The 26,173-nt window shown below is 70.8% G+C and carries 28 protein-coding genes and 1 pseudogene; 14 read left to right on the top strand and 15 right to left on the bottom strand.

Annotated features, from left to right (window positions below; translation table 11 throughout):
* Window positions 1-39 precede the first annotated feature (39 nt).
* The 3 genes from ACQPZW_RS42215 to ACQPZW_RS42205 all read right to left on the bottom strand — a co-directional run bounded on the left by ACQPZW_RS42215 (window position 40) and on the right by ACQPZW_RS42205 (window position 4,271).
* Window positions 40-882 (bottom strand): hypothetical protein, encoded by an 843-nt coding sequence (locus ACQPZW_RS42215; RefSeq protein ID WP_433791640.1) that lies wholly within the window; start codon window positions 880-882, stop codon window positions 40-42.
* 135 nt (window positions 883-1,017) lie between these two features.
* The gene (locus tag ACQPZW_RS42210; RefSeq protein WP_433791639.1) at window positions 1,018-3,078 is read right to left on the bottom strand and encodes a 3-hydroxyacyl-CoA dehydrogenase NAD-binding domain-containing protein; all 2,061 of its coding nucleotides are present in this window, start codon (window positions 3,076-3,078) and stop codon (window positions 1,018-1,020) included.
* Window positions 3,075-4,271, bottom strand: coding sequence for a thiolase family protein (locus ACQPZW_RS42205; protein WP_433791638.1), 1,197 nt, complete (start codon window positions 4,269-4,271; stop codon window positions 3,075-3,077). The genes ACQPZW_RS42210 and ACQPZW_RS42205 overlap by 4 nt, the downstream gene beginning before the upstream one ends.
* Before the next feature lie 247 nt (window positions 4,272-4,518).
* Here ACQPZW_RS42205 and ACQPZW_RS42200 point away from each other — a divergent pair, with 247 nt between their 5' ends.
* Window positions 4,519-5,460: a hypothetical protein gene (locus tag ACQPZW_RS42200; protein ID WP_433791637.1), complete on the top strand. Its 942-nt coding sequence runs from the start codon at window positions 4,519-4,521 to the stop codon at window positions 5,458-5,460.
* Window positions 5,461-5,499: 39 nt separating this feature from the next.
* Here ACQPZW_RS42200 and ACQPZW_RS42195 read toward each other — a convergent pair whose 3' ends face one another.
* Complete coding sequence (locus ACQPZW_RS42195) at window positions 5,500-6,807, bottom strand: ribonuclease D (RefSeq protein WP_433791636.1); 1,308 nt, start codon at window positions 6,805-6,807, stop codon at window positions 5,500-5,502.
* A gap of 146 nt (window positions 6,808-6,953) precedes the next feature.
* Here ACQPZW_RS42195 and ACQPZW_RS42190 point away from each other — a divergent pair, with 146 nt between their 5' ends.
* A complete protein-coding gene (locus tag ACQPZW_RS42190) occupies window positions 6,954-7,964 on the top strand; it encodes a S1C family serine protease (RefSeq protein WP_433791635.1) in 1,011 nt (336 codons plus the stop codon).
* A gap of 135 nt (window positions 7,965-8,099) precedes the next feature.
* Here ACQPZW_RS42190 and ACQPZW_RS42185 read toward each other — a convergent pair whose 3' ends face one another.
* Window positions 8,100-8,678, bottom strand: a complete 579-nt coding sequence (locus ACQPZW_RS42185; protein WP_433797779.1) for a DUF3000 domain-containing protein — start codon at window positions 8,676-8,678, stop codon at window positions 8,100-8,102.
* Window positions 8,679-8,746: 68 nt separating this feature from the next.
* On the opposite strand from ACQPZW_RS42185, the gene hemE reads away from it, so the two are divergent.
* From hemE to hemQ, 3 genes are all read left to right on the top strand, one after another.
* Window positions 8,747-9,781 (top strand): uroporphyrinogen decarboxylase, encoded by a 1,035-nt coding sequence (gene hemE / locus ACQPZW_RS42180; protein WP_433791634.1) that lies wholly within the window; start codon window positions 8,747-8,749, stop codon window positions 9,779-9,781.
* Between the two features lie 143 nt (window positions 9,782-9,924).
* Entirely contained in the window at window positions 9,925-11,310 is a 1,386-nt protein-coding gene (gene hemG / locus ACQPZW_RS42175) for a protoporphyrinogen oxidase (RefSeq protein ID WP_433791633.1), read from the top strand.
* On the top strand, window positions 11,307-12,008 hold the full coding sequence (gene hemQ / locus ACQPZW_RS42170) for a hydrogen peroxide-dependent heme synthase (RefSeq protein ID WP_433791632.1): 702 nt from the start codon (window positions 11,307-11,309) through the stop codon (window positions 12,006-12,008). The genes hemG and hemQ overlap by 4 nt, the downstream gene beginning before the upstream one ends.
* On the opposite strand, the gene ACQPZW_RS42165 is transcribed toward hemQ, so the two are convergent.
* Window positions 11,980-12,441, bottom strand: a complete 462-nt coding sequence (locus ACQPZW_RS42165; protein WP_433791631.1) for a GNAT family N-acetyltransferase — start codon at window positions 12,439-12,441, stop codon at window positions 11,980-11,982. The two genes, hemQ and ACQPZW_RS42165, sit on opposite strands and share 29 nt — an antisense overlap.
* 51 nt (window positions 12,442-12,492) lie before the next feature.
* Here ACQPZW_RS42165 and ACQPZW_RS42160 point away from each other — a divergent pair, with 51 nt between their 5' ends.
* The 3 genes from ACQPZW_RS42160 to ACQPZW_RS42150 are packed head-to-tail and all read left to right on the top strand — an operon-like array spanning window position 12,493 to window position 14,032.
* Window positions 12,493-12,747: an isoamylase early set domain-containing protein gene (locus ACQPZW_RS42160; RefSeq protein WP_433791630.1), complete on the top strand. Its 255-nt coding sequence runs from the start codon at window positions 12,493-12,495 to the stop codon at window positions 12,745-12,747.
* Between the two features lie 23 nt (window positions 12,748-12,770).
* Window positions 12,771-13,562, top strand: a complete 792-nt coding sequence (locus ACQPZW_RS42155) for a thymidylate synthase (RefSeq protein ID WP_433791629.1) — start codon at window positions 12,771-12,773, stop codon at window positions 13,560-13,562.
* The gene (locus tag ACQPZW_RS42150; RefSeq protein WP_433791628.1) at window positions 13,559-14,032 is read left to right on the top strand and encodes a dihydrofolate reductase; all 474 of its coding nucleotides are present in this window, start codon (window positions 13,559-13,561) and stop codon (window positions 14,030-14,032) included. The genes ACQPZW_RS42155 and ACQPZW_RS42150 overlap by 4 nt, the downstream gene beginning before the upstream one ends.
* On the opposite strand, the gene msrB is transcribed toward ACQPZW_RS42150, so the two are convergent.
* Entirely contained in the window at window positions 14,010-14,408 is a 399-nt protein-coding gene (gene msrB / locus ACQPZW_RS42145) for a peptide-methionine (R)-S-oxide reductase MsrB (protein ID WP_433791627.1), read from the bottom strand. The two genes, ACQPZW_RS42150 and msrB, sit on opposite strands and share 23 nt — an antisense overlap.
* Before the next feature lie 85 nt (window positions 14,409-14,493).
* On the opposite strand from msrB, the gene ACQPZW_RS42140 reads away from it, so the two are divergent.
* The 3 genes from ACQPZW_RS42140 (at window position 14,494) to ligD (ending at window position 16,712) form a co-directional block, all read left to right on the top strand.
* Window positions 14,494-14,952: a hypothetical protein gene (locus ACQPZW_RS42140; RefSeq protein ID WP_433791626.1), complete on the top strand. Its 459-nt coding sequence runs from the start codon at window positions 14,494-14,496 to the stop codon at window positions 14,950-14,952.
* A 98-nt stretch (window positions 14,953-15,050) separates the two neighbouring features.
* Window positions 15,051-15,626, top strand: a complete 576-nt coding sequence (locus ACQPZW_RS42135; protein WP_433791625.1) for a hypothetical protein — start codon at window positions 15,051-15,053, stop codon at window positions 15,624-15,626.
* Between the two features lie 66 nt (window positions 15,627-15,692).
* Entirely contained in the window at window positions 15,693-16,712 is a 1,020-nt protein-coding gene (ligD, locus tag ACQPZW_RS42130) for a non-homologous end-joining DNA ligase (RefSeq protein WP_433791624.1), read from the top strand.
* On the opposite strand, the gene ACQPZW_RS42125 is transcribed toward ligD, so the two are convergent.
* Complete coding sequence (locus ACQPZW_RS42125) at window positions 16,701-17,156, bottom strand: N-acetyltransferase family protein (RefSeq protein WP_433791623.1); 456 nt, start codon at window positions 17,154-17,156, stop codon at window positions 16,701-16,703. The genes ligD and ACQPZW_RS42125 overlap by 12 nt on opposite strands.
* Before the next feature lie 56 nt (window positions 17,157-17,212).
* Between ACQPZW_RS42125 and ACQPZW_RS42120 the strand changes: the two genes are divergently transcribed.
* On the top strand, window positions 17,213-17,668 hold the full coding sequence (locus ACQPZW_RS42120) for a potassium channel family protein (protein ID WP_433791622.1): 456 nt from the start codon (window positions 17,213-17,215) through the stop codon (window positions 17,666-17,668).
* Here the strand turns inward: ACQPZW_RS42120 and ACQPZW_RS42115 are convergent.
* Together ACQPZW_RS42115 and ACQPZW_RS42110 are read right to left on the bottom strand one after the other, a co-directional pair.
* On the bottom strand, window positions 17,619-19,187 hold the full coding sequence (locus tag ACQPZW_RS42115) for an alpha/beta hydrolase (RefSeq protein ID WP_433791621.1): 1,569 nt from the start codon (window positions 19,185-19,187) through the stop codon (window positions 17,619-17,621). The genes ACQPZW_RS42120 and ACQPZW_RS42115 overlap by 50 nt on opposite strands.
* A 36-nt stretch (window positions 19,188-19,223) precedes the next feature.
* A pseudogene (locus ACQPZW_RS42110) lies at window positions 19,224-20,290 on the bottom strand (ATP-dependent DNA ligase).
* 87 nt (window positions 20,291-20,377) lie between these two features.
* On the opposite strand from ACQPZW_RS42110, the gene ACQPZW_RS42105 reads away from it, so the two are divergent.
* The gene (locus ACQPZW_RS42105) at window positions 20,378-21,301 is read left to right on the top strand and encodes a transglutaminase-like domain-containing protein (protein ID WP_433791620.1); all 924 of its coding nucleotides are present in this window, start codon (window positions 20,378-20,380) and stop codon (window positions 21,299-21,301) included.
* Between the two features lie 105 nt (window positions 21,302-21,406).
* Here ACQPZW_RS42105 and ACQPZW_RS42100 read toward each other — a convergent pair whose 3' ends face one another.
* The 5 genes from ACQPZW_RS42100 to ACQPZW_RS42080 all read right to left on the bottom strand — a co-directional run bounded on the left by ACQPZW_RS42100 (window position 21,407) and on the right by ACQPZW_RS42080 (window position 25,118).
* On the bottom strand, window positions 21,407-21,784 hold the full coding sequence (locus ACQPZW_RS42100) for a DUF3037 domain-containing protein (protein WP_433791619.1): 378 nt from the start codon (window positions 21,782-21,784) through the stop codon (window positions 21,407-21,409).
* A complete protein-coding gene (locus tag ACQPZW_RS42095; protein ID WP_433791618.1) occupies window positions 21,781-22,503 on the bottom strand; it encodes a HipA family kinase in 723 nt (240 codons plus the stop codon). Before ACQPZW_RS42095 ends, ACQPZW_RS42100 begins: the two co-directional genes overlap by 4 nt.
* Before the next feature lie 201 nt (window positions 22,504-22,704).
* On the bottom strand, window positions 22,705-23,781 hold the full coding sequence (locus ACQPZW_RS42090; RefSeq protein ID WP_433791617.1) for an NAD-dependent epimerase/dehydratase family protein: 1,077 nt from the start codon (window positions 23,779-23,781) through the stop codon (window positions 22,705-22,707).
* A 121-nt stretch (window positions 23,782-23,902) separates the two neighbouring features.
* Window positions 23,903-24,706, bottom strand: coding sequence for an SDR family NAD(P)-dependent oxidoreductase (locus tag ACQPZW_RS42085; protein WP_433791616.1), 804 nt, complete (start codon window positions 24,704-24,706; stop codon window positions 23,903-23,905).
* 64 nt (window positions 24,707-24,770) lie between these two features.
* On the bottom strand, window positions 24,771-25,118 hold the full coding sequence (locus ACQPZW_RS42080; RefSeq protein WP_106319498.1) for a histone-like nucleoid-structuring protein Lsr2: 348 nt from the start codon (window positions 25,116-25,118) through the stop codon (window positions 24,771-24,773).
* 410 nt (window positions 25,119-25,528) lie between these two features.
* Here ACQPZW_RS42080 and ACQPZW_RS42075 point away from each other — a divergent pair, with 410 nt between their 5' ends.
* Window positions 25,529-26,080: a hypothetical protein gene (locus ACQPZW_RS42075; protein WP_433791615.1), complete on the top strand. Its 552-nt coding sequence runs from the start codon at window positions 25,529-25,531 to the stop codon at window positions 26,078-26,080.
* Window positions 26,081-26,173: the final 93 nt, after the last annotated feature.

Raw genomic sequence — 26,173 nt, 5'->3', positions numbered from 1 at the left:
CTCCGGGACGTCCCGGAACAGCCCTTCGCCGTACACCGCCTATTTGGTAGTGGTCTTGGTCTCGATCTCGGCGCGGACCTTCGGGAACTCGGTCAGCACGTCCGGGGCCTTCTTGAAGAACCACATGACCATGCCGACGCTGCCCTCGTCGGCCCAGCCGCAGACCGCCACGTCGATGCCGGAGACCGCGCTCGTGCCGCACTTCGCCACACCGCCCAGCGTGCCGGTGTCGACCTGGGTCAGCCCGCTGACCGGGGCGTCCTTGCCGAACGTCTCGAACGAGGCGTCCAGCTCCTTCTGCGGGCTCGCGATCAGGGCCTTGGTGGCCAGGGCCGCGACCATGTCCTCCTTGGCCGGGTCGCCGTAGATGGCGCCGAAGGAGCTCTCCGCCCCCGGGTAGGCGGCGAGGCTCTTCTCCATGTCCGCGGTGATCGTCGCGAACTCCTGGCTCTCCAGCTTCGCACGGCCGCCCAGCGTCGCCGGCTCGGTGATGGTGACCGCGGCGGCGTCGTCGATCGCGTTCTTGCCGATCACGTAGAACACGGCGACGCCACCGATGCAGAGGACCGCGACGATGCCCAGCGTGATCAGGACGATCGGCAGGACCCGCGACTTGCGCTTCGGCGGGGGCGGGAAGCCACCGGGGCCGCCGGCGAAACCGGGCGGCGGTTGCTGCCCGTACTGCGGTTGCTGCCCGTACTGCGGCGGCTCCTGGCCGTACGGCTGCTGACCGTACTGCTGCGGGGGCTGCTGCTGCCCGTATGGGGGCTGCTGCCCGTATGAGGGCTGCTGGCCGTACTGGGGCTGCTGGCCGTACTGCGGCGGCTGAGGCGGCGGGTATCCGGAAGGATCCGGCTCACCGGAGTGAGGAGGGTACGTCATCGATGCTCCAGAGCTTGGGATGTCGGAGGATCCTATCGACGAACCAGCGGCGGAGCTGACCGCTGACCGGGTGAAAACGAGATGCCCCCGCGCCCGAGGAGGCGTGCGGGGGCATTCGCTGTTCACCATGTGGAATCAGGAGCGGACGTTCGCCACCCCGTCGGCCAGGAACCGCTTGCCGGTGACCTTCTCGGCGGTGCCGCTGCGGTCCAGGTACGGCGTGACGCCACCCAGGTGGAACGGGTAGCCGGCGCCGAGGATCATGCACAGGTCGATGTCCTGCGCCTCCGCGACCACGCCCTCGTCGAGCATGATGCGGATCTCCTCGGCCAGGCCGTCGAGCGCCTTCTGACGGACCTCGTCGGCGGTGAGCGGGGCGTCGCCGACCTGCAGCAGCGCCACGACCTCGGGGTTGATCTCCTTGTCCACCATGACCGGCAGCTTGGAGTCGACGATCCGCTTGAGGTTGGGGGAGTCGACGTAGCGGTCCGGGAACGCGGCGTGCAGGGTCTCGCCCACGTGGTACGCCACGGCCGGGCCGACCAGCTGGAGCAGGGCGATCGGGCGCATCGGCAGGCCCAGCGGGTCCATCGCCACGTTCACCACGTCCAGCGGGGTGCCCGCGTCGACGGCCTGGAAGATCTCGCTGGTGACCCGGGTGAGCAGGCGGTTGACCACGAACGCCGGGGCGTCCTTGACCAGCACCGACGACTTGCGCAGGGTCTTGCCGACCTCGAAGGCGGTGGCCAGCGTGGCGTCGTCGGTCTTCTCGCCCCGGATGATCTCCAGAAGCGGGAGGACGGCGACCGGGTTGAAGAAGTGGAAGCCGACCAGCCGCTCCGGGTGCTCCAGATCGGCGGCCATCTCGGTGATCGACAGCGAGCTGGTGTTGGTCGCGAGGATCGCCTCGGGCTTCACGATCTTCTCGAACTCGGCCCAGATCTGCTTCTTCAGGTCGAGGTTCTCGAAGACCGCCTCGATCACGAAGTCGGCGTCGGCGAAGACGGACTTGTCGACCGAGCCGCTGACGAGCAGGCGCAGCTTGGCCGCGGTGCCCTCGTCCATGCGCCTCTTCGCGACCAGCTTGTCGATCTCGGCGTGCACGTAGCCCACGCCCTTGTCGACGCGCTCCTGGTCGAGGTCGGTCAGCACGACCGGCACCTGGAGGCGGCGCAGGAACAGCAGGGCCAGCTGCGACGCCATCAGTCCGGCGCCGATGATGCCGACCTTGGTGACCTTGCGGGCCAGCGACTTGTCCGGCACACCGACCGGGCGCTTGGCCCGGCGCTGGACCAGGTCGAACGCGTACAGGCTGGCCCGCGACTCGTCGCCCAGGATCAGGTCGGCGAGAGCCTCGGTCTCAGCCGCAGTGCCGTCCTCGAAGGACGCGGTCTTGGCCAGGGCGAGCAGCTCGAGCGCCCTGTTGGCCGAAGGGACGGCGCCGTGCAGCTTCTCGTCCAGGACGGCCTTGGCGAACTCCAGGACACCGTCCCAGTCCTTGCGCTCGATCTCCGGGCGCTCGACCGTGACCTCGCCCTTGACCACGCCGGCCGCCCAGGCCAGCGAGTCCTCCAGGAAGTCGGCCGCCTCGAACAGCGCGTCCGCGACACCCCACTCCTTGGCCTGCTTGGGGCGCAGCGTCTTCTGGGTCAGCGGGTTCTGCAGGATGACCGTGGCCGCGTTGATGATGCCGATCAGGTTCGGCAGGATCTGCGAACCGCCCCAGCCGGGGATCAGGCCGATCGCGACCTCGGGCAGCGCCAGCGCCGCCGCACCGGTGGAGACGGTCCGGTAGTGGGCGTGCAGCGCCACCTCGAGGCCACCGCCCATCGCCGCGCCGTTGATGAACGCGAAGGTCGGGATCTCGCTGTTCCGCAGCCGCGCGAAGACCCGGTGGCCCAGCTCGCCCAGCGCCACGGCCTGCTCGCGGGAGTTGATCAGTGGCATGCCGGTGATGTCGGCGCCGACGCAGAAGATGTACGGCTTGCCGGTCAGCGCGATGAACGACGGGTTCGCCTCGGTGGCCGCGGTGATCGCCTCGTCCAGTGACTTCAGGCCACCCGGGCCGAAGCTGTTCGGCTTCTTGTGGTCGAAGCCGTTGTCCAGCGTGATCAGGGCCGCGGGCCGGTCCAGCCCGGGTACCTGCACCAGGCGCAGAATCGCCTTGGTGACTACCTCGTTCGGGTTCTCGATCACTTGGCCGCGCCTTCCCAGTACGGGTTCTCCCAGATGGTCGTGCCGCCCATGCCGATGCCGATGCACATGGCGTTGACGCCGTACCGGACGTCGGGGCGCTCGGCGAACTGCCGGGCCAGCTGCGTCATCAGGCGGATCGCCGTGGACGCGAGCGGGTGACCGACGGCGATCGCGCCACCCCACGGGTTGACCCGGGGGTCGTCGTCGGCGATGCCGTAGTGGTCGAGGAACGCCAGCACCTGGACGGCGAAGGCCTCGTTCAGCTCGAACAGGCCGATGTCGTCGATGGTGAGACCGGCCTTCTTCAGGGCCTTCTCGGTCGACGGGATCGGGCCGTAACCCATGATCTCCGGCTCGACGCCGACGAACGCGTAGGACACCAGGCGCATGGCGACCGGCAGGCCCAGCTCACGGGCGGTGGCCTCGTCGGCCAGGATCGCCGCGGTGGCGCCGTCGTTCAGACCGGCGGCGTTACCGGCGGTGACCCGGCCGTGCGGGCGGAACGGGGTCTTCAGGGTGGCCAGCTTCTCCAGCGACGTCTGGCGCGGGGCCTCGTCGACGGTGGCCAGGCCCCAGCCCAGCTCGGCGCTGCGGATCGCGACCGGCACCAGGTCCGGCTGGATCTTGCCGTCGGCGTACGCCTTGGCGGTCTTGATCTGGCTGTTGAGGCCGTAGGCGTCGGCCCGCTCCTTGGTGATGTGCGGCAGCCGGTCGTGCAGGTTCTCCGCGGTCGACCCCATCACCAGGGCGGACGGGTCGACCAGCTTCTCGGCCAGGATCCGCGGGTTGGGGTCGACGCCCTCGCCCATCGGGTGCCGGCCCATGTGCTCGACGCCACCGGCGATGGCGATGTCGTACGCGCCCATCGCGATACCGCCGGCGACATTGGTCACCGCGGTCATGGCGCCCGCGCACATCCGGTCGACGGAGTAGCCGGGGGTGGTCTTCGGCAGGCCCGAGAGCAGTGCGGCGGTCCGGCCGAGGGTCAGGCCCTGGTCGCCGATCTGGGTGGTGGCCGCGATCGCGACCTCCTCCACCTTCTCGGGCGGGAGGTTCGGATTCCGCTTCAGCAGTTCGCGCATACAGCGGATCACCAGGTCGTCGGCACGGGTCTCGGCATACATGCCGCCCGCCTTGCCGAACGGGGTGCGGACGCCGTCGACGAAGACGACCTCGCGTACTTCACGGGGCACAGCAAGCCTCCTTGCGGGCGTGAACCCAAATGTGTCGGCAATGCTACTCGCCAGTAACTAGTAGCGGCCAGGGGCACCGAGAAAAGGTCACATTCGCGGCCCGTACGTCATGATCGGCGTCGCGAACCGGGACTGAACGGAAAACCGGGTACCACCCGGACCGGTGTGTGAACTCACCGGTCGAGGGACCGTGCGAGGCCTCTGAGCACGGCTAAGATCCATCGACTTCTCGATTCCTGGAGCGTCGATGACGTACCCGCCACCACCCGGTGAGCACAACCACGGCTATCCGACGAGCGGGCAGCCCGGTGGATGGGGCCCGCCCCAGCCGCCGCCGTACCCCCACCAGCCCGATCCCACGCTGCCGTACCCGGGACCACCGGCCCCGCAATCAGGGCCACCCGCGCAGTATTCGGGCCCACCCGCCCAGTATTCGGGCCCGCCGGCGCCGTACGACCCGAACCAGCCCTATGGCGCGGTCCCGCAGTACGGGTTCCCGCCTCCGCCCCCGCCCCGGCAGAAGTCGAAGACGACGCCGATCGTGGCCGGCATCGTGGCGCTCGTGCTGGTGCTCTGCGTCGGCGTGGTCACCTCGCTCTACCTGATCGGCAAGAACGCCGCCGACGACGAGGCGAGCCAGGCCACCGAGAAGGGCGGCAGATCCACCGAGTCCACCACCGGGCCCTCGGCCACGCCGACCTCGGCGCCGACCTCCGAGGCGCCCGAGGTCACCATCCGGATCGCCGAGCCGGCCAAGCTCGGCGGGCGCTCCAAGCTGACCGACTCGGAGATCGCCGACATCGCCGAGGGCATGCGTGCGGGACTGGCCGCCGACCCCGGTGTCCGCAAGTCGTTCAGCGCGTTCTACGGCGATATCGAGAAGCAGAACGTCGTCGTGGTGGCCGCGGCCGAGATCGACGTTCCCCTGCCCGGGCCGGCGCTGGCCGGGATGTTCGTCGGGCTCGGCAAGGGTGGGCTCCAGGTGCCGAACCCGGTTGCCGTGAGCACCGGCACGTTCGGCGGGGCCGCCAAATGCGGTGACTCCAAAGCCGACGGCGGTGTCGACGTGGCCGTCTGCGGCTGGGCCGACGAGGGCAGCATCGGCATGGTCATGTGGTATTTCAAGAAGGCCAAGCAGGTGAAGGCCGAGTTCCCCAAGCTCCGCGCCCAGATCGAGACGCGGAGCTGACCGATCCCGTGGCGATCCTCGGATCGCCACGGGACCGTTTCACGACCGCTCGGGGAGGGCCTCGGCGAGCAGATCGGCCAGCAGACCGACCTGCCAGTTACGGGCGCCGAAGCCGAGCAGGGTGTCGCCGACCGTCCGGGCGTTGACCTCGTCCGGGGGCGACCACGCCAGACGACGGACGAAATCCGGGCTGACGAGGTTTTCCGGCGGCAGATTGTGCTGCTCGGCGGTGGCGACGACGATCCCCCGGCAGCGGGCCAGCCGGGCCGCGGCGATCGGATCGCGCTCGGCCCAGCGATGCGGCGGCGGCGGGCCGTCGACCGGCTGGTTCACCGGCAGCGCATCGTCCGGTAGGGCGCGCGCCTGATCGAGGGCGTCCAGCCAGATCCGGGCCAGCCGGCGCACCGAGCGGCCACCGAACCCGGGGATGCCGAGCAGGGTGCGCTCATCCTTCGGGTCCATCTCGGCGGCGGCCACGATCGCCGAGTCGGGCAGGACCCGGCCGGGCGCCGAGTCGCGGCGGGCCGCCACACCGTCCCGCGCATACCAGAGCGCGCGCACCCGCGACTGGGCGCGGGCGCCGCGGACCCGGTGGATGCCGGAGGTGCGCCGCCACGGATCGGGACGCACCCGGGGCGGGCGGTCGGCGCCGGCCACCAGGGCGGCGAACTCCTCGGCCGCCCACGCCGTCTTGTCCTGCCGGTCCAGCTCGTCGGCGAGCACGTCACGCAGATCGGTGAGCAGCTCCACGTCGAGCGCCGCATATGTCAGCCACGACTCGGGCAGCGGCCGCGTCGACCAGTCCGCGGCCGAATGGTGCTTCTCCAGCGAGTAGCCGAGCAGCTGCTCGGTCAGCGCGGCCAGCCCGACCCGCTCGAACCCGGCCAGGCGCGCGGCCAGCTCGGTGTCGAACAGCCGGCGCGGCCGCATGCCCAGCTCGGCCAGACACGGCAGGTCCTGGCTGGCGGCGTGCAGCACCCACTCGGTGTCGGCGAGCGCCGTGTCCAGGGTGCGCAGATCGTCCAGCGGGAGCGGGTCGATCAGCACCGTGCCCGATCCGGCCCGGCGCAGTTGCACCAGATAGGCGCGTTGGGTGTAGCGGTATCCGGAGGCGCGCTCGGCGTCCACGGCGATCGGGCCGGTGCCGGCCACCATCCGGGAGACCACGTCGGCCAACTCGGCCGGAGTCTCCACCGGGGCGGGCGTGCCGTCACGCGGGGCGGTCAGGGGTGTCGCGGGGCGGGAATCCTCGGGACCGCCAGATGTCGGGTCGGGCGGCACAAGGTGCGGTCCGTCCCCTGCCGTGTCCGGCGAGTCCCGACGGCGCAGGGGTGCTTCGTCGGTCACTCCGTAACCGTACGGGGGTAGCACCCCTGCTGTGCGCAGCAGGGCTCCCGGCGCGTCGATTCTCGATCTTCCGGGGGGTTCATCCGTTTGCCGCTCCGGTCCGTACCACCTGTCGCAGCGCCGAGACCACCGGGAGGCCGCGCCGTATGTCCAGCCCGTTCGAGCCCTTCACGCCAGCCAACGGTGGGCCCCGTGCCCAGGAGTGGAACTGGCAGGAGGAGCAGTACCAGGCGCAGGACCCGTGGGCGCAGCAACCGCAGCAACAGCAATACCAGTACGAGTACCAGCAGCCCCAGCAGTCCCAGTACCAGCAGCAGTCGCAGTACCAACAGCAGTATCAATACCAGCAGCCGGTCTACGAGGCGCCCCAGCAGCAGTACCAGCAGGCGTACACGCCGCCGGAGCCGCGGGAGCGCAGGAGCAGGTACAAGCCGGCCCTGTTCGGTCTGGTCGCGGCGCTGGTCCTGGTCTCGGGCTGGCAGGCGTTCCGGGTGGAGACCATCATCCAGAACAACAACGACATCGCCGACACGGTGAACGCCTCCGAGGACCGCGTCGAAAAGCTGGAGAAGCAGCAGACCTCGGCCAACTTCGACTCGCAGGGCATCGCCGAGGACGTGCTGCCCAGCGTCTTCCGGGTGCGGGCCGGCGAGTTCACCGGCACCGCCTTCGCGGTCAGCGAGGCCAACGGGCGGACCAGTCTGTTCACCAACTTCCACGTGGTGGAGGAGACGTTCGAGGACGGCGAGCGACAGGTGGCGCTGGAACGCGGCACCACCCGGATCAACGCGACCATCGTCAAGGTGGACAAGGCGAAGGACCTGGCGCTGCTGCGGGCCAACCGGGAGATCAAGCCGCTCGCCATCGCCGGCGGTGACGTGAAGTCGGGTCAGCAGGTGCTGGTCGCGGGCGCGCCGCTCGGCCTGGAAGACTCGGTCACCACCGGCGTGATCAGCGCGTTCCGGAACACCGAGGACGGGCCGACGATCCAGTTCGACGCCCCGATCAACCCCGGCAACTCCGGCGGGCCGGTGGTCAACTCCAGCCGGCAGGTGGTCGGCATCGCCACGGCGAAGGCCCGCGACGCCGAGGGCATCGGCCTGGCCATCCCGATCGAGGTCGCCTGCGAGACCCTCGACGCCTGCGGAAACGGCTGACGGGCCGGATCGGAGACGGCCGATCCCGGACCGGAGACGACGGGATCGGCTGGAGCAAAGAGGCCGACCGAGACAAAGAGGCCGACCGAAACAAAGGGGTCGGCCAGAACGAAGGGGCCGGCCGGAACGAAGGGGTCAGACCCGGAGCTGGCGGTCGCTGAGTGACGCGACGCCCGGCGGCGGCAGGCCGGCCGTGGAGGCGAGCATCGCCAGCCAGCCACGCAGGTGCGCGCCGAAGTCGTCGGAGGTGGGCGTCCACGACGCGCGGACCTCCAGGTCGGCGGTCGGATCCGGGCCGGCCAGCTCGCCGAACCGGGTGGACGCGGTCTGCGTGACCGTCCCCCCGATCGCGGTGTAGGCCGCCGCGTGCTGGTCCAGGCCGTCGGTCAGCCAGGTCCAGGCCACCGCCGGCAGCAGCGGGTCGGAGGCCAGATCGTCCTCCAGCTCCGCGGTGATCAGGGTGACCAGTCGCAGGTCACCGCGCCAGGCGTCATGCCCGGCCGGATCGTGCAACAGGATGAGCCGGCCGCTCGCCACCTCGTCACCGGCGCGGAGCACGGTGGCGCTGAGAGCGAACGAGAACGGCGCGAGCCGCTGGGGCGCGGCGATCTCCTCGAGCAGGATCTCCGGCCGCGGCGACTCCGCGCGCAACCCGGCCACGGCGCGGGTGAACGCCTCGGGGAAGCGGAGGGGGACGCCATGGAAGCAGCCTATGCCGATCTAGTCGCCGTCCGTGCTCGGCGCGCCGCCGGGACGATTCACTCGCGTGGCACGATGTCCCGGTGACGGTTCTCGAGGATTCCCCCTTCGTCCGGGCGTGTCGTGGTCTGCCCGTTACGCACACGCCGGTCTGGTTCATGCGACAGGCCGGGCGGTCGCTGCCGGAGTACCGCAAGATCCGCGAGGGCGTGGGCATGCTCGAGTCGTGCCGCCGGCCGGACCTGGTCACCGAGATCACCCTGCAGCCCGTGCGCCGGCACAACGTGGACGCGGCGATCTTCTTCAGCGACATCGTGGTGCCGATCGCGGCGGCCGGCATCGATCTGGACATCGTGGCCGGCACCGGCCCGGTGGTGGCCGAGCCGATCCGCGCCGAGTCCGATCTGGCCCGGCTGCGCGAGCTCGTCCCGGCCGATGTCGACTTCGTCACCGAGGCGATCGGGCTGCTGATCGCCGAGCTCGGCAAGACCCCGCTGATCGGCTTCGCCGGCGCGCCGTTCACGCTGGCCAGCTACCTCATCGAGGGCGGTCCCTCACGGACCTATCTCAAGACCAAGGCGATGATGTACGGTGCGCCCGACCTGTGGAGCGCCCTACTGTCCCGCCTCGCCGACATCACGCTGACGTTCCTGCGCGTCCAGGTCGACGCCGGGGTGAGCGCGGTCCAGCTGTTCGACTCCTGGGCGGGCGCGCTCTCCGAGGCCGACTACCGGCGCTACGTGATGCCCCATTCGGCCAAGGTGCTCACCGGCCTGCTCGACGCCGGTGTCCCGCGGATCCACTTCGGTGTCGGCACCGCCGTGCTGCTGGAGGCGATGGGTGAGGCCGGCGCCGATGTGGTCGGTGTGGACTGGCGCACCCCGCTGGACGAGGCGACCCGCCGGATCGGCCCGGACCGTGCGGTGCAGGGCAACCTGGATCCGGCGATCCTCTTCGCCGGCTGGGAAACCGTCGAGCGCGAGACCCGGCGGGTCCTGGCGCAGGGCAAGTCGGCGCCCGGGCACGTCTTCAACCTGGGCCACGGCGTCATGCCGGAGACCGACCCGGAGGTTCTGACCCGTCTGGTCGCGCTGGTGCACGAGGTCTCCGGGTCTTAGGACCCGGCAGTTCGTGCCCGGCGGGCGCACGAATGCGGCCGGCCGGGTGGACCGGTCCGAGGTGCGGCCGGCCGAACGCCGGGCGGGTCACAGCGGCGGACCCCGGTGGCCGGGGCCGGGCGCGACCTGGGAGTGTGAAGGGCGTGCGGAAGCGGATCGCGGTCATCGGCGGCGGCATCGCGGGCCTTGCGGCGGCGGTGCGGCTGCGGGATCGCACGCCTTCCGGGACCGAGATCATCGTGTATGAGCGGAGCAGCGCCCTCGGTGGCAAGCTCCAGACCGGTGAGCTGGGTGGCCGAAGGGTCGAGCGGGGCGCCGAGTCGTTTCTGAACAGCGGTTCCGACGGCGGCGAGTCGGCGGCGGTCGCGCTGGCCCGCCGGCTGGGCCTGGGCGACGCGCTGGTGCACCCGGCGGCCCGTCCGGCGGCTCTGGCCCTCGGCGGCCGTCTCGCCCCGATTCCCGGCGGCACCCTGGTCGGTGTGCCCGGCGACCTGTCCGCGCTGGACGGTGTGGCCCTGCCGGCGAGCGGCGCCGACGTGGACCGGGGCCGCCCGCTGCTGGCTCCCGGGGAGGACGTGGCGGTCGGTGAGCTGGTCCGCGAGCGTTACGGCGACGAGGTGGTGGACCGGCTGGTCGACCCGATGCTCGGCGGGGTCTACGCGGGGCGGGCCGACCGGCTGTCCCTGCGGGTGACGATGCCGCAGCTGGCGGCCACGGCGGAGACCGAGCACACGCTGGCCGGGGCGGTCCGGGCGGCGCAGGCCCGCAGCCGGCGGACACCGGGGCGGCCGGTCTTCGCCGCTGTCGACGGCGGGATGAGCCGTCTGATCAGCGCCGCCGCTTCGGCTTCCGGGGCGCGTGTGGTGCTGGGGCTGCCGGTGCGCGAGCTCACCCGTACCCCTGCGGGCCGTTGGCAGTTGATCTTTGGATCGGCGCCGTCGCCCCAGATGGACGAGGTGGACGCGGTGATCCTCGCGGTCCCGGCCAAGCCGGCGGCGCGGCTGCTCGGTGAGGCCGGGGCGGACATCGCGGCCTTGGCGTACGCGAGTGTCGCGCTCGCCGCGATGGCGCTGCCACCCGGTGCGAAGCTGCCGGAGCTCTCGGGCTTCCTGGTGCCGCCGGGCGAGGGCACGCTGGTCAAGGCGGCCACCTTCTTCACCGCCAAGTGGCCGCACCTGGCGCGGGAGCCCGGCCCCGTGATCGTGCGGGTGTCGCTGGGACGTGCCGGTGAGGAGGACCGGCTGCAGCTCGACGACGCGTCGCTGCTGGCCGTGGCCCGCCGTGAGCTGGGGGAGCTGATCGGCGCCGAGCTGCCCGCGCCGGTGGACTCGTGGGTGCAGCGCTGGGGCGGCGGCCTGCCGCAGTATGCGCCGGGTCACGCCGACCGGGTTGCGCGTGTGCGGGCCGGGCTGCCGGAGGGGATCGCGCTGGCCGGCGCGGCGTTCGACGGCGTCGGGATCCCGGTGTGTGTGGCCGGCGGCGAGCGTGCGGCAGACGATGTGAGTAGGTTCCTGGAGGGAAATCGATGACCGAGCAGACCAATGCTTCCCGCATCAAAGAGCTGAACGCGACGATCCGTTACACGATGTGGTCGGTGTTCCGGGTGTCGTCGCCGCTGCCGGCGCTGCGCGACGAGGTGGCGGGCGAGGTCGACGGCCTGTTCGAGCAGCTCGTGGGCAAGGACGTGACGATCCGCGGCACCTACGACGTGTCCGGCCTGCGCGCCGACGCCGACATCATGGTGTGGTGGCACTCGAGCTCGTCCGACGCGCTGCAGGACGCCTACGGGCTGTTCCGCCGCACCGCACTGGGCCGCCACCTGGAGCCGGTCTGGTCGCAGATGGCGCTGCACCGCCCGGCCGAGTTCAACCGCAGCCACCTGCCGGCCTTCCTCGCCGGTGAGGAAGCCCGCGCCTACCTGTGCGTCTACCCGTTCGTCCGGTCCTACGACTGGTATGTGCTGCCCGACGAGGAGCGGCGCGCCATGCTCGCCGAGCACGGGAAGATGGCCCGCCCGTACCCGGACGTGCGCGCCAACACGGTCGCGTCGTTCGCGCTCGGCGACTACGAGTGGATGCTCGCCTTCGAGGCCGACGAGCTGCACCGGATCGTCGACCTGATGCGTGACCTGCGGGCGTCGAAGGCGCGGTTGCACGTCCGCGAGGAGGTGCCGTTCTACACCGGCCGCCGTCGCTCGGTCACCGAGCTGGTGGCGAACCTTCCCTAGCCATGGGGACGTGGGGGATGCCGTCCTCCAGGTATTCGGGACCGTTCACCACGTAGCCGAACCTCCCGTAGTAGCCGGCCAGGTGGGCCTGGGCGTGCAGGACGCTGGGGCGATTGCCGATCACGGTGATCGCCTCGGTGATCAGGCGCCCGGCCAGGCCCCGACCGCGGGCGTCCGGGGCGGTCACCACCCGGCCGATCCGCTCCACCCCGTGCTCGCTGAGGATCCGCAGGTAGGCCTGGACCGTCCTGCCCTGGGCGAACCACAGATGCCGGGTTCCGGGCTCGACGTCCCGTCCGTCCGGATCTAGGTACGCACATTCCTGCTCGACCACGAAGACCTCGCTGCGCAGCTTGAGAATTTCGTAGAGGGTGGTGGTGTCCAGGTCGCGGAAGGACGCCACACGCAGCTCGTCGTGAGGTTCGGGATGCATCGGCACAACATACGCGGCAGTGCGACGTTGTACCGGTGAAGGGAGGGCTTCATGATCAAGACGAGTAAGTTGTTCGGGAGCAAGACGCGGGTGACCTTCTCCCTGCCGGCTGACGAGCCGCCCGGGAAGGTGAGCGTGGTCGGCGACTTCAACGGCTGGGAGCCGGGGAGGCACGAGTTGCAGGTGCGGCGCAACGGCACCCGTACGGTCAGCGTGCCGCTCGAACCGGGCCACTACAAGTTCCGCTACCTGGCCACCGACGGTGTCTGGCTGGACGACGAGGACGGCTGCGAACTCCACCTGTAGACGCGGCGTAGGGTTGCGGATTTATGGACACCCAGTACGAAGACCTCCTCCGCCGGGTGCTGGAGACGGGGACGCCGAAGAGCGACCGCACCGGGACGGGGACGCTCAGCCTCTTCGGCGAGCGCCTGCGCTACGACCTGTCCGAGGGGTTCCCGCTGATCACCACGAAGCGGGTGCACTTCAAGTCGCTCGCCGTGGAGCTGCTGTGGTTCCTCCGCGGCGACACCAACGTGCGGTGGCTGCGCGACCAGGGCGTCACGATCTGGGACGAGTGGGCCGACCAGGACGGTGATCTCGGTCCCGTCTACGGCAAGCAGTGGCGTTCGTGGCCGACCTCGCGCGGGGACGTGGATCAGCTGGCCGAGGTCGTGGAGACGATCCGGTCGAACCCGGACTCCCGCCGGATGATCGTGTCCGCCTGGAACGTGTCCGACATCCCGGACATGGCACTGGCGCCCTGCCACGCGCTGTTCCAGTTCTACGTGGCCGACGGCCGGCTCTCGTGCCAGCTCTACCAGCGCAGCGCCGACCTCTTCCTGGGCGTGCCGTTCAACATCGCGAGCTACGCCCTGCTCACCCAGCTGGTCGCCGCCCACGTCGGCCTCGAGCCGGGTGACTTCATCTGGGTCGGCGGTGACGTGCACATCTACACCAACCACATCGAGCAGGTGAAGGAACAGCTCACCCGCAAGCCGTACCCGTTCCCCACGGTCGAGATCAAACCGCGGGAGAGCCTCTTCGAGCACGAGTACGAGGACTTCGCCGTCGTGGACTACCGGCACCACCCGTTGATCAAGGCGCCCGTCGCGGTATGACCATCCACATGATCTGGGCCGAGGCCCGTGGGCGGGTCATCGGCGCCGGTGACACGATCCCGTGGCGGGTCCCCGGCGAGCAGAAGGTGTTCAAGGAGCGGACGGCGGGAGGCGTGGTCGTGATGGGCCGCGCCACCTGGGACTCGCTCCCGCTCAAGCCGCTGCCCGGCCGGGAGAACATCGTCCTGACCAGGTCATCCGATTGGGCTGCGCCGGGCGCGACCGTGGTCCACTCGCTCGACGAGGTGAAGCACGACGACTTCTGGGTGATGGGCGGCGGTGAGGTCTACGCCGGGTTCCTGTCGCGGGCCACGCACATCGTGCGGACCAGGATCGCCCTCGACGTGGACGGCGACACGCTCGCCCCGGAACTCGGCGATGACTGGGTCGTCACCGGCACCGCCGAGTTCGAGGCGCCGAACGGGGTGGGTTACGTCGTCGAGGACCTCAGGCGGCGGGATCCAGCCTGATCGACAGGCTGTTCACGCAGTGCCGCGTGTTCTTCGGGGTGAAGCCCTCGCCCCGGAACACGTGGCCCAGGTGGGAGTCGCAGTTGGCGCACCGGATCTCGGTGCGCACCATCCCGAGGGTCCGGTCCTCGATCTCCCGGACCGCGCCCGGGATCGCGTCGTCGTAGGACGGCCAGCCGCAGTGGCTGTCGAACTTGCTGCTGCTCTCATACAGCGCCGCGCCACAGGCCCGGCAGTCGTAGACGCCCTCGGTCTTGGTCTCCACGTACTCACCACTCCAGGGCGGCTCCGTGCCGGCCTCGCGGAGCACGTAGAACTCCTCCGGGGACAGGCGGATGCGCCACTCGTCCTGAGTGGTAGGCAGATCGGTCGTCATGTCGTCAACGGTACGTCGCACCCCCGGTCCGCCAGGAGTGATGTTCACCCGGAGTTGAGCGGTCATGGAAGGTGCTTTCCCCGCGATGTTCCGGCCGACCTGGCGACAGGGCCTCGGTCACGGTCTCTACCTCGGCGTCCTCGGCGCCCTGGCGAGTGTCATGTCGGGGGTGATGGCCACGCTGCTGTGGTCCGGCCCACCGGCCTGGACGTGGGCGCTGCTGGTGGTGGCGCCGCTGTTCGTCGGGGCGGTCACCGGTCTGCTGGCCGGGCGCCGTACCGGGGTCGAGGTGGGTGACTGCGGGATCCGTACCTCCTCGGTCTTCGACGAGGGCCTCGCGCCCTGGAGCCGGGTCGTGGACCTGCGTGCCGAGCGGCGGGGGCGCCGCACCGTGGTCTCGGTCTATCTGGACTCGGGCGCCAGCGTGCGGTTGCACGCACCGTACAGCGGAGGTCTGTTCGCCGCCGATCCCCGGTTCGAGCTCAAGGTGTTCGCGTTGTCTCATTTGTGGCGGAGTCACCGTTTCGGTGGTCTTCCGGGCTGAAGACCCGCCAGAGGGTGTTTCCGGGTAAAACGGGCAATTACCGTTAAGCTCCCGTGCGACCATGGAACGTACCTTCCGCAACAGAACGGATACTCCTCATGAGCTTTTCGCGCCGTCCGGCCGCTGGACTCGCCACGGTCGGTGCCACTGTTCTCGCTGCTCTCGCTCTCGGTGGAGCCCCGGCCATGGCGACCGACGTCGTGCAGAACGCCGGTCACGCGATCATGACGCCTAGTCCCGATCCCGGTGACCAGCGCGGCAACCCCGGTTACGGCACCGTCCAGCAGGTGCCCGCGACGCCCGTCGTCACCACCCCGCCGACGGTCGCCGCCACCACCCCGGCCCCGGCCGGCACCGTCAAGGCCACGACCGCGGCGCCCACCGGCGGCCCGACCCGCGGCCGTCCCGGCTACTCGCCGTCGCCCTCGGCTCCGGCTCCCTCGGTGTCGGAGAGTCTGCCGGCCGGTGGCATCAAGAGCTCCCCGGGCACCGGCGTGCAGTCGGCGACCGCTCAGCCGCGTCCCTCGGTCAGCGCCGCCGGACAGGGTGTCAGCGTGGGCACGACCCTCGCGGTCACCGGCGCCCCCCTCGGCCCCACCCTCGGCCTGGGCGGCCTGATGGTGGCCGGTGGCGTGGCCGCGCTCTGGTACACCCGTCGCCGTCGCAACGCCTGACGATCGTGGTCCGGCCGTCCGGTTCGCCGGGCGGCCTGCGCCGCCCGTAGCCCGTAGGCTCGGGGCATGCCGAAAGCCACCGCTGAAGAGCATGAGATCGCCGGGCACACCGTGCGCCTGAGCAGCCCCGACAAGATCGTCTTTCCGGGCCGGGGATTCACCAAACGGGACGTCTTCGAGTATTACCTGGCGGTCGGCGACGGCATCCTGCGGGCGCTGCGCGACCGTCCCACCACCCTCCAGCGCTTCCCCGACGGCATCGAGGGCGAGGCGTTCTACCAGAAACGCATCCCCACCCGCGGCGTCCCCGACTGGATCAAGACCGCGACGATCAAGTTCCCCAGCATGCGTACGGCCGACGAGCTCAGCCCTGCCGACCTGGCCCACGTCGCCTGGGCCGCCCAGATGGGCACCGTGGTCTTCCACCCCTGGCCGGTGCGCGCGGACGCCCCCGACGAGCCCGACGAGTTGCGCATCGACCTCGACCCGCAGCCGGGCACCGGTTTCACCGATGTGATCGCCACCGCCGGGGTGGTCCGCGAGGTCCTCGCCGACCTGGGCTGGACCGGCTACCCGAAGACCTCCGGCGGCCGTGGCGTCCACATCTACGTGCGGATCGCCCCGCGCTGGTCGTTCGTGGACGTGCGCCGCGCCGCCATCGCCCTGGCCCGTGAGGTGGAGCGCCGCAACCCGGCCGGCATCACCACCGCCTGGTGGAAGGAGGAGCGCGGCGAGCGGGTCTTCCTCGACTACAACCAGATGGCCCGCGACCGGACCATCGCCTGCGCCTACTCGCTGCGCGCCAACGCCCGGGCCACCGTCTCCGCCCCGCTCACCTGGGACGAGCTGACCTCCGCCGAGCCGGACGACTTCGACCTGCGGACCATGCCGCCCCGTTTCGCCGAGGTGGGCGACCCGCACGCCGGGATCGACGACCTCGCCCACGACCTCACCCCGCTGCTGGAGTGGGTCGAGCGCGACGAGAAGGCCGGCCTCGGCGACCTGCCCTACCCACCGGACCACCCGAAGATGCCCGGCGAGCCCAAGCGGGTGCAGCCCTCCAAGGACCGCGACCTAAAGAAGTAGCTTCATGCCCTCGTGCGAGGCCTCGAAGCCCAGCGCGGCGTAGAAGCGGTGCGCGTCGGTACGCCGCTTGTCCGTGGTGAGCTGGACGATCGCGCAGCCCCGCTCGCGGGCCCGCTCGATCGTCCAGCGGATCAGCTCGCCGCCGAGCCCCTGCCCGCGCCGGCCCGAGTCGATCCGGACCGCCTCGATCAGCATCCGCTCGGCCCCGTTGCGGCTCAGACCCGGGATGAAGGTGAGCTGGCACGTGCCGATCACCTCGTCGCCGTCGACGGCCACGATCAGCTCGTTGCGGTCGTCGGCGTCGATCGCCTCGAACGCGGCCCACACCGCCGCGTCCACCGACTCCGCGACGACGCCGAACCCCCGGTCGCGGCTGACCTGATCGTCGGCGAGCAGGGTGAGCACGGCGGGGACGTCGGCACGGGTGGCGATCCGGATCTGCATGATCGAAAGCTTGTCACGGGCTGTCAGGGAGCCCTCACGTCGGGCACGATGACGTCATGGACGCGCTGCTCTGGGTGCCCCGCAAGCTGTACCGCGCCGTCGTCTGGCTGGCCAACTCGCCGGGCACGCTACTGCTCGCGTACTCGATCCTGATCGTCGTCTGCGGCGTTCTGTATCGGCATTTCGAGAATCGGAGCATCGGCGACTCGATCTGGTGGGCCGTCGTCACGGCCTCCACCGTCGGGTACGGCGACATCTCGCCGGCCACGTGGGAGGCCCGCCTGATGGCCGGCCTGCTCATCTCGATCATGGTGCTGCTCGTGATCCCGCTGATCACCGCACACTTCTCCAGCAAGCTGATCGTGAACAACGACGCGTTCCGCCACGAGGAGCAGGAGGAGCTCAAGGAGAACCTCCGGATCACCCGGGCTCTGCTGGAACAGATGGCGGCCCGTCAGGGCATCACTTCGGAGGACAGCGCAGGCCCTCCTGCGGGACCTTCAGATCGATGAGGTACGCGTCGACGGCGTTACGGATGCAGGCGGTCGACGGGTAGGCGGTGTGCCCCTCGCCCTCCCACGTCAGCACGTGCCCGACACCCAGCATCTTCGCCAGGTCGGCGGTGTTCTCGTACGGGGTGGCCGGGTCACCGGTGGTGCCCACCACCACGATCGGTGGGGCGCCCTCGGCCCTGCCCACCGGGTACGGGTCGCGCTCCCCGCCCCAGAAGGTGCACGGCAGCATCCCGATCGCCAGCGCCGGGCCGAACATCGGGTACTTCGTACGCCACTCGCCCTGCAGCCGCCGCACCTCGGCCGCGGTCGGCGCCTTGTCGGTGTCCGCGCAGTTGACCGCCAGGTTGGCGTCGAACAGGTTGGAGTACCGCCCGTTCGGGTCGCGCTCGGCGTACTGATCGGCCAACTCGAAGACGCCCTCGGCGTCACCGGCCGACAGACTGTCGATCGCGTCGGCCAGGCTCGTCCAGCCCGTCTCGGTGTAGAGCGACGAGATCACGCTGAGGAAGATCCAGCCCGGGGTGGCCTCCCGGCCGTCCGAGCCGCGCACCGGCGAGTTCTCCGCCTTCGCCAGCGCGTCGGTCACCGCGCCACGGGCGTCCGGCGCGATCGGGCACTTCGCGGCGTTCTTGGCGCACCAGCCGGTGAAGTTGGTGAAAGCCCGCTCGAAGCCCTTGGCCTGCTGCTCGGAGCCGGACACGTAGTCCTCGGTCGGGTCGACCGCGCCGTCCAGCACCAGCGCCCGCACGTTCTTCGGGAACAACTGCGCATACGTGGCGCCGAGCAGCGTCCCGTACGAGAAGCCCAGGTACGTCAGTTTCTCGTCGCCGACCGCGGCCCGCAGCGCGTCCAGGTCACGGGCCGCCTGCTCGGTGGAGTAGGTGCGCAGGCTCGGACCGTACTCCTTGGCGCAGCCGTCGGCGATCTTCTTGTTGAGCGCCGCGATCTGGTCGAACGCGGCCTGGTCGGCCGGGTCCGGGTCGGCGGCGAAGCTTTCGTCCTGGTCGGCCGCGGAGATGCACTTCACCGGGTCGGACTCGCCGACGCCGCGCGGATCGAAACCGACGATGTCGAACCGGTCGGTGATCTCGGTGGGCAGACCACCCAGCGCCTGCCCGAACGACAGGTAGATCGCCACGTCGATGCCGGAGCCGCCCGGGCCGCCCGGGTTGAGCAGCAGCGAGCCGATCCGGTCGCGCTGCCGATCGGACCGGATGCGGATCATGTCGATGCCGTACGTCTCCCCGGCGACCGGCGCCGCCCAGTCCTTCGGCACCGGCACCGTGGCGCACTCGTAGGTCATCCCCGTCGCGGTCCGGTTGACCAGCTCACGGGGGACCTCGGGGCACGGCCGCCATCGGGTCGCCGATCCGGAGGCGGATGGAGCCGCGGCACTGGTCGCGCCGGAGCGCGCCGGCTCGTCCGAGCCGTCCGGCGCGAACGAGGGCAGGGTGCAGCCCGCCGTCAGGACCAGCACGGACAGGGCGGCGACGGCCAGGCGTGAGCGACGATCCACGCGACAAACCCTAGCCGGTCCACGCGGGCGTCCCCGTCAGCGGCTGGTCAGCACCTCGGCCAGATCAAACCGCACCGGCCGCTCCAGCTGCTCGTATGTGCAGGTCAGCGGGTCGCGGTCGGGACGCCACCGTTCGAACTGGGCGGTGTGCCGAAACCGGATTCCCTCCATGTAGTCATAGCGGACCTCCACCACCCGTTCGGGGCGCAACGGCGTGAACGACAGGTCCTTGCCCGCGTTCCACCTGCTCACCTCGTTCTTCCGGGGTGTCCGCTCGCCCTGCTCATGGGCCGCCCAGTTCCACGGGTGTCCCTCGAACGTGGTGACCAGTGGCTGCAACTCCTCGAACAGCTCCTCCCGGACCTTCATCGAGAACGAGCCGATCACCCCGACGCTCACCAGGACGCCACGCTCGTCGTGCAGGCCCAGCAGCAGGGAGCCGATCCGGTTGTCGGCCGACTTGTGCACCCGGTAACCGGCCACCACACAGTCCGCGGTGCGCTTGTGCTTGATCTTCGCCATCACCCGCTTGTCCGGCTGATAGGTCAGGTCACGGGCCTTCGCGATCAGGCCGTCGAGCCCGGCCCCTCGAACTCGGCGAACCAGCGACGGGCCGTCTCCAGGTCGTCGGTCGCCGGAGTCACGTACACCGGTGGCTTCGCGTCCTTGAGGGCCTGCTCCAGCCTCTCGCGTCGTTCCTGGAACGGCAGCCCGGTCAGGTCCTCGTCGCCGATCGCCAGCAGATCGAACGCCACGAAACCGGCCGGAGTCTGCTCGGACAGCAGCTTCACCCGGCTCGCCGCCGGATGGATGCGCTGCTGGAGGGCCTCGAAGTCGAGGGTGTTCCGTCCGGTGTCGGCGACGATCACCTCGCCGTCGATCACCGCGCGCTCCGGGAAGTTGGCCAGGATCGCCTCGACCACCTCGGGGAAGTAGCGCGTCATCGGCTTCTCGTTACGGCTGCCGATCTCCACCTCGTCGCCGTCCCGGAAGACGATCGACCGGAATCCATCCCATTTCGGCTCGTAGACCTGGCCGGGCGGGATGTCGGCGACGGGCTTGGCGAGCATCGGCTTGACCGGTGGGTTCAGCGGGAGCTGCATTCGATCAGTGTGCCCCTCTTCACCCTGACACGGGGGCAGGGTCCACGATCGAATCCGGCAATCGGCGTAGGCGAGAGGCGACAGGCGATGGACTACACGCGACAGACACGCTTCTCCGACCCCGGCCGCCACGTCGGCCGGCTCGGCGCCCTCCCCGGGGACGTCGCCGGGATCGGCACGGCCGTCCGCAACCTGGTGGTGCACTATCGCGCGTCCGGCCTCGACTTCCCGCCCGGCCGGCTCGCCGAGATCGACAGCCGCTGGGTGGAGATCATGCTCGGCGCCCTCCCGCCCGGCTCGCCGCTCGACGAGCCGCGCCCGGCCGATCAGCGGATCGTCGGCTGCTGCCGGGACTTCACGCTGCTCACCGTCGCGGCTCTGCGGCACCGGGGCGTTCCAGCCCGCAGCCGGGTCGGATTCGCCGGCTACCTCGCCGGCGGCTTCCACGTCGACCACGTCGTCACCGAGTACCACGACGGCGACCGTTGGATCGCCACCGACACCCAGCTCGATCCGGCGGCCGGCTTCCCGGTCGACGTCGCCGACGTGCCGCTGGGACCCGGCGGGTTGCGGACCGCGGCCCAGTGCTGGCTCGCCTTCCGGCGGGGTGAGATCGATCCCGAGGGGTACGGCGTGGGCCCCGGCGTGCCGATCCGCGGCCCACTGATGATCCGGAAGTACGTCCTGACCGAGCTGGCCCACCGGTACGGCGACGAGACCCTGCTGTGGGACTTCTGGGGCTCCGACGCGGCCCTCATCGGCGACCTGGGCGGCCGGACCCTCGACGAGGCCTGGGACGATCTGCCGTCCTGGGACTCCGGTGACGTCACCCTGATCGACGAGATCGCGGCCGGGCTCGTCGCGGCGGACAGCGGCGACACCTCGGCCGAACGACGGCTCGCCGCCCTCTACGCCACCGACCCGCGAGTACGCGTCGGTGACACCGTCACCTGCCACTCACCGCGCGGGCTCCGCTACGACGTCGACCTCCGCCACCCGTCCACGGCCTGACCGCCCGTCCCACGACCCTGACCGCCCGTTCCGCGGGCTGACCCGCCCGTTCCGCGGCCCGACCCGCCCGTCCCACGGCCTGAACGCTCGTCCGTGGCCGGTTCGTCAGCGGACCAGCAGGCCGACCAGCCGGTCCAGCTCGACGGACGGGTCGGTGGTCAGGCCCATGTGGACCGGGCCGGCCCGCAGGATCGTGCTGCGCGGGGCCACCAGCCAGCGGAAACGCTCGCCCAGGCGCATCTGCTCGGAGGCGCCGCCGCCCGTGCAGGTGAGGTCCCACGCGTCCAGAGCGGTCCGGATGCCCTCGACGTCGGCGGCCGGGTCCAACGCCCGCAGCCGGGTCTCGTCGAGGTGCGTCCGGGCGGACAGGAAGTCGTGCCGCTGGCTGTAGAGCAGCACACCGACATTCATCAGCTCGCCGCGCTCGATCCGGGGCACGGCCTGGATGATCGCGTACTCGTAGGGTGTCAGCCTGGTCGTCATGGCAGCCACGCCTCCGGCCGTTCCGCCCGCAGGGACAGATGGCTCAGGTAGGCGTCCCGGTCGCCGTCCTCCAGCCACTCCCCGGGGACCAGGGCGATCACCTCGGCCAGCAGCTCGCGCGTGATCCGCCCGGCCAGGGCGGGCCCCTCGGCGGCGAGACTCGTGGCGTACGGCTTCAGCACGTGGTCGTCCCACCTGTACGGCCGGTGCACCACGCTCTCGGCACGGGGCCAGTTGTGGTGGAAGTAGAGGGTCGCCCCGTGGTCGATCAGCCACAGGTCGCCGTGCCAGATCAGCAGGTTCGGGTTGCGCCAGCTGCGGTCGACATTCTCCACGAACGCGTCGAAGACCAGCACCCGGCTGGCCAGCCCCGGCTCGATCGGGTGGGCGACCGGGTCGTACCCGAGCGCACCCGGCAGGAAGTCCATCCCGAGGTTGCTCCCGGCGCTGGCCTTGATCAGCTCCTGGACCTCCTCGTCCGGCTCGGCCCGCGCGACCACCGGGTCGAGCTCCACCCGGGCCAGCTCCGGCACCGGAAGCCCGAGCCGCCGGGCCAGCTCACCGGCGATCACCTCGGCGACCAGAGCCCGTGGCCCCTGGCCCGCCCCGCGGAACTTCACCACATAGGTGCCGAGATCGTCGGCCTCCACCACACCGGGAAGCGACCCACCCTCCCGCAACGGCGTGACATACCGGATCGCTGTGACCTCACGAAGCACGCCGCCCACCCTACGGGCCGGATGATCGTGGCTCCGACCACGGGCCCGGGCCGGAACGGCTGCCGACCACGGGCCAGGGGCCGGGACGGCGCCCACCGGACCGGCCCGGCGGTCGCGCCCGGGGCCGGGAGTGGGCAGCCACCTCGCGGGGGAGCCACGGGACTCCTGGCCGCGGTCGTCGACGGCGGACGGCGTACCGGATCAGTAGGGGTTTCCGGTTCCGGGTAGACGTCCTCGCAGCAGACCGCCGAAGCGTCCGGGCAGGTCGGAGTCCTCCGCCAGGGGCGGGCTGGCGGCGCCGGAGGCATCGGCGATGCCGCCGAGGAGCTCGCGGAAGGCGCTCACCGCGTCGGTCGCCGGGCGCCAGCCGAGCTCGCCGGCGGCGCGGTCGCAGCTCATCAGCGGCGCCTTCAGCGCCAGGCGCACCCATCCCCGGTCGACCGGTTGCAGCCTGAGCCGCCAGGTGAGCCCGGCGGCGCCCTCCAGGAGAAGACCGGGCACCCGCAGCGGTACGCCGTGAAACGCGCGACTGACGATGTCGGCGTCCAGGACGGGCCCCGCGGCCAGGTTGAACGCTCCCCGGACGTCGGCGCGGAGCACACGCAGATAGGCGTCGGCCACGTCGTCGGCGTGCACCGCCTGCATGCGCAGACCGGGATGGCGGGGGACGACCGGGATGCGGCCGAAACGGAGCAGGCTCGCGGGCAGCAGCGGGCCGGCGAAGTAGCGCGCGATCTCGGCGCCCGCGTCGCGCTGGAAGATCAGGCCGGGGCGCAGGCGGACGACGCGCATCGTCGGATGGTCCGACTCGATCTCGTCGAGCATGCGCTCGACCAGGGCCTTGTGCCGGCTGTAGGAGGACTCGGGCACGCCGGTGCGCAGCCATGTCTCGCGGACGAACGCCTGCTTCGGGCCGGGCGCGTAGACCCCGACCGACGACGCGTGCGCCAGGACTGGGACGCCCGCCCGGATCGCGGCCCGGAAGACCGCCCGGCTGCCCAGCACATTCGTCCGGTAGAGGCGTCGCTGGTCGTGGCTGGGCTGGATCTGCCAGGCCAGGTGCACGACCGCGTCCGCGCCGGTGAACACCTCGGACAGACGGTCACCCGCGTCGTCGGCGCCGATGTCGATCGAGTGCCAGGAGACGTCGGCGTACGGGCCGGCCGGCGCAGGCGGGCGACGGCAGACCCCGGCCAGGTCCAGGTCGGATTCCGAGCGCAGGCGGCGCAGCAGGGCGGTACCGGAGTTGCCGCTGGCGCCCACGATCACTACACGCATGGCTGTTGCGGTACCCCTGAGCGGGCCGTTGAACCGCCCTTTTCGGCAGCCGGTTTACGTCGAGTCGGTGCCGTTCCATTTCCGGGCGGCGAACTATCGAAGGCCGGCGCTACCCGGCCGGCTATCCGGAATTCTTCTCGTCCCGCTTTCCGGCGCCCGGCTCCTTGTTTCCGGCCGTCCGGTCTCCGTTTCCGGTGGTCCGGCTCTTTTTTCCGGCGATCCGGCCCGCGTAGAGACGATCCGGGATCGCCGGCAGGGCATTGGCCAGGAGGATGGCGGCCCGATACTTTCCCGGAACGACCACCCGGCGGCGAGGGCGGGTCAGCGCCCGTTCCACGGCGGCGGCGACGATTTCCGGGCCGGGCAGCCCGGAACGGTGCGCGGTCATCTCGGTGGCAATGTGCCCGGGCTCCACGAGAGTGACGCCGATACCGGTGCCGGCCAGTTCCCGGCGCACCGAGTCGTTCATCCCCCGGAGACCGAACTTCGTCGCCGAATAGATCCCGCTGATACCGATCTCGCCGGCCACCGAACCGATGTTCACGATGGATCCGGACCCCTGTGCGCGCATGACGGGGACGACCGCCCGCATCAGCCGGATCGGAGCCAGCAGGTTCACCTCGACGACGGCCCGGATCTCCGCCTCGTCGGCCAGCACCGACTTGTCGCCGCCGGCGCCCGCGTTGTTGATCAGCGCGTCGATCCGGCCGGTCACCGCCATCGCCCGCGCCACCAGCGCGTCCACGGCCGCCGGGTCGGTGACGTCGGTCGGGACCGCCACCGCTGTCCGGATCTGCGCGGCCACCGACTCCAACTCGACGGCACGGCGGGCGGCGAGGACCACGGTGTCGCCGCGGGCCGCCAGGCGGACGGCGATCGCCCGCCCGATCCCGCTCGACGCCCCGGTCACGATGACGACACCCACCGAACCCCCTTTCGACGGCAATCGGCGCCACCCGTTGACGGGTGGCGCCGATTGCTATGAGGAACTAGCGCTTGCTGTGGTACGCCTCGACGACCTCACTCGGGATCCGTCCACGTTCCGAGACGGTGAAGCCGTTCTTGTTGGCCCACTCCCGAATGGCCTGATTCTGGTCGCGGCTGGAACGGCTCGAGACGGCCGGAACTGCACGCCGGGCAGGGGTCGGAACGTTACCGTTGCGGCCTAGCCGGGTAGCTGCGGAGAGGAACGGTTCGAGGGCTTTTCGCAGCTTGCCGGCGTTCTTCTCGGACAGGTCGATCGTGTAGTTGACGCCGTCGAGGCCGAATTCGACGGTGCGGTCCGCTTCCGTACCGTCGAGGTCGTCGGTCAGCACGGTAATTATCTGCTTGGCCATGGTTGTTCGACTCCTACAGCGAGTTATTCGGCTGACGCTGCGTGCACACGCCAGTCCAGCTCGCGAATGCTCGTCGTCGCATTCATTCTGTCGTCCGGAAGGCGGCAAGTGCAAATTGCCCGTTCTGGCATGTCGCAATTGCCGGGTACCAACCGGCCCGCAGGTCTTTTCGTCGCCGTGAATGTGCGGTAACGTCGTAGTTGGGAGCGCTCCCACAGCCTCGGGGTCGACTGGTTCAGCAGAGTAGTGGACCTTGCGCACCCACGCCACCGCCCCGTGGCCCTCGACCCGAGCCGCCTCGTCGCCGATTCTCCGGTGCCGGGGCGGTTCGCCGTTTCTCCGCCCGTCTCGGTTGCCGCTCGGCCTCTCAGCGATGTAAGCATGTAATCACGTAAGTTCGGGAGGTTGAGATGCGAGTCCGTTTTGCCCAACAGGGTGGCCGTGCCGAGCCGCCCGCCGCTGACGACGCCGCCGCCTGGATCGCCGGAGCTGTTCCGGACGGGTGGTTCGCCGAGCGGCCCGAGGTCGTCATCGATCGCGACGAGATCATCATCTGGGGGCGGCTGCCCCGGCCCGAGCTGGGGGAGGACTCCACCGAGGCCGACGCGGCCGCGGCCCAGGCCGGGCGGATCGCCCAGTTCCGGGAGGACACCCGGGACGCCCGGATCCGGGTGGCCCGTCAGGTCGAGCACCGCTATCAGCGCAAGGTCGCCTGGGGCGTGCGCTGCGGCGATGCGTCCGAGTTGTTCACCCATCTGTCCGCGCCGGTGATGACCCGGCTGCGCCAGCCCGAGCGGCAGGTCCTCGACACGCTCGTCGACGCGGGGGTGGCCCGTTCCCGCTCGGAGGCGCTGGCCTGGTGCGTCAAGCTGGTGGGCCGCCACACCGAGGACTGGCTGACCGACCTCCGCGGCGCCATGACCCAGGTCGACGAGCTCCGTCGCCGGGGCCCGGACGCCTGACCCGTCCGACCGCCCGGATCGGGCGCCTGACCCGTGTGACCGCCCGGATCGGGCGCCTGACCCGTGCGACCCAGCTCGGCTCGGGCGCCTGGC

Source organism: Actinoplanes sp. CA-252034 (genome assembly GCF_050956125.1).
GTDB lineage: Bacteria > Actinomycetota > Actinomycetes > Mycobacteriales > Micromonosporaceae > Actinoplanes.
Note: the sequence above shows the minus strand (reverse complement) of the source record. Positions and strands in the feature narration are given on the sequence as shown.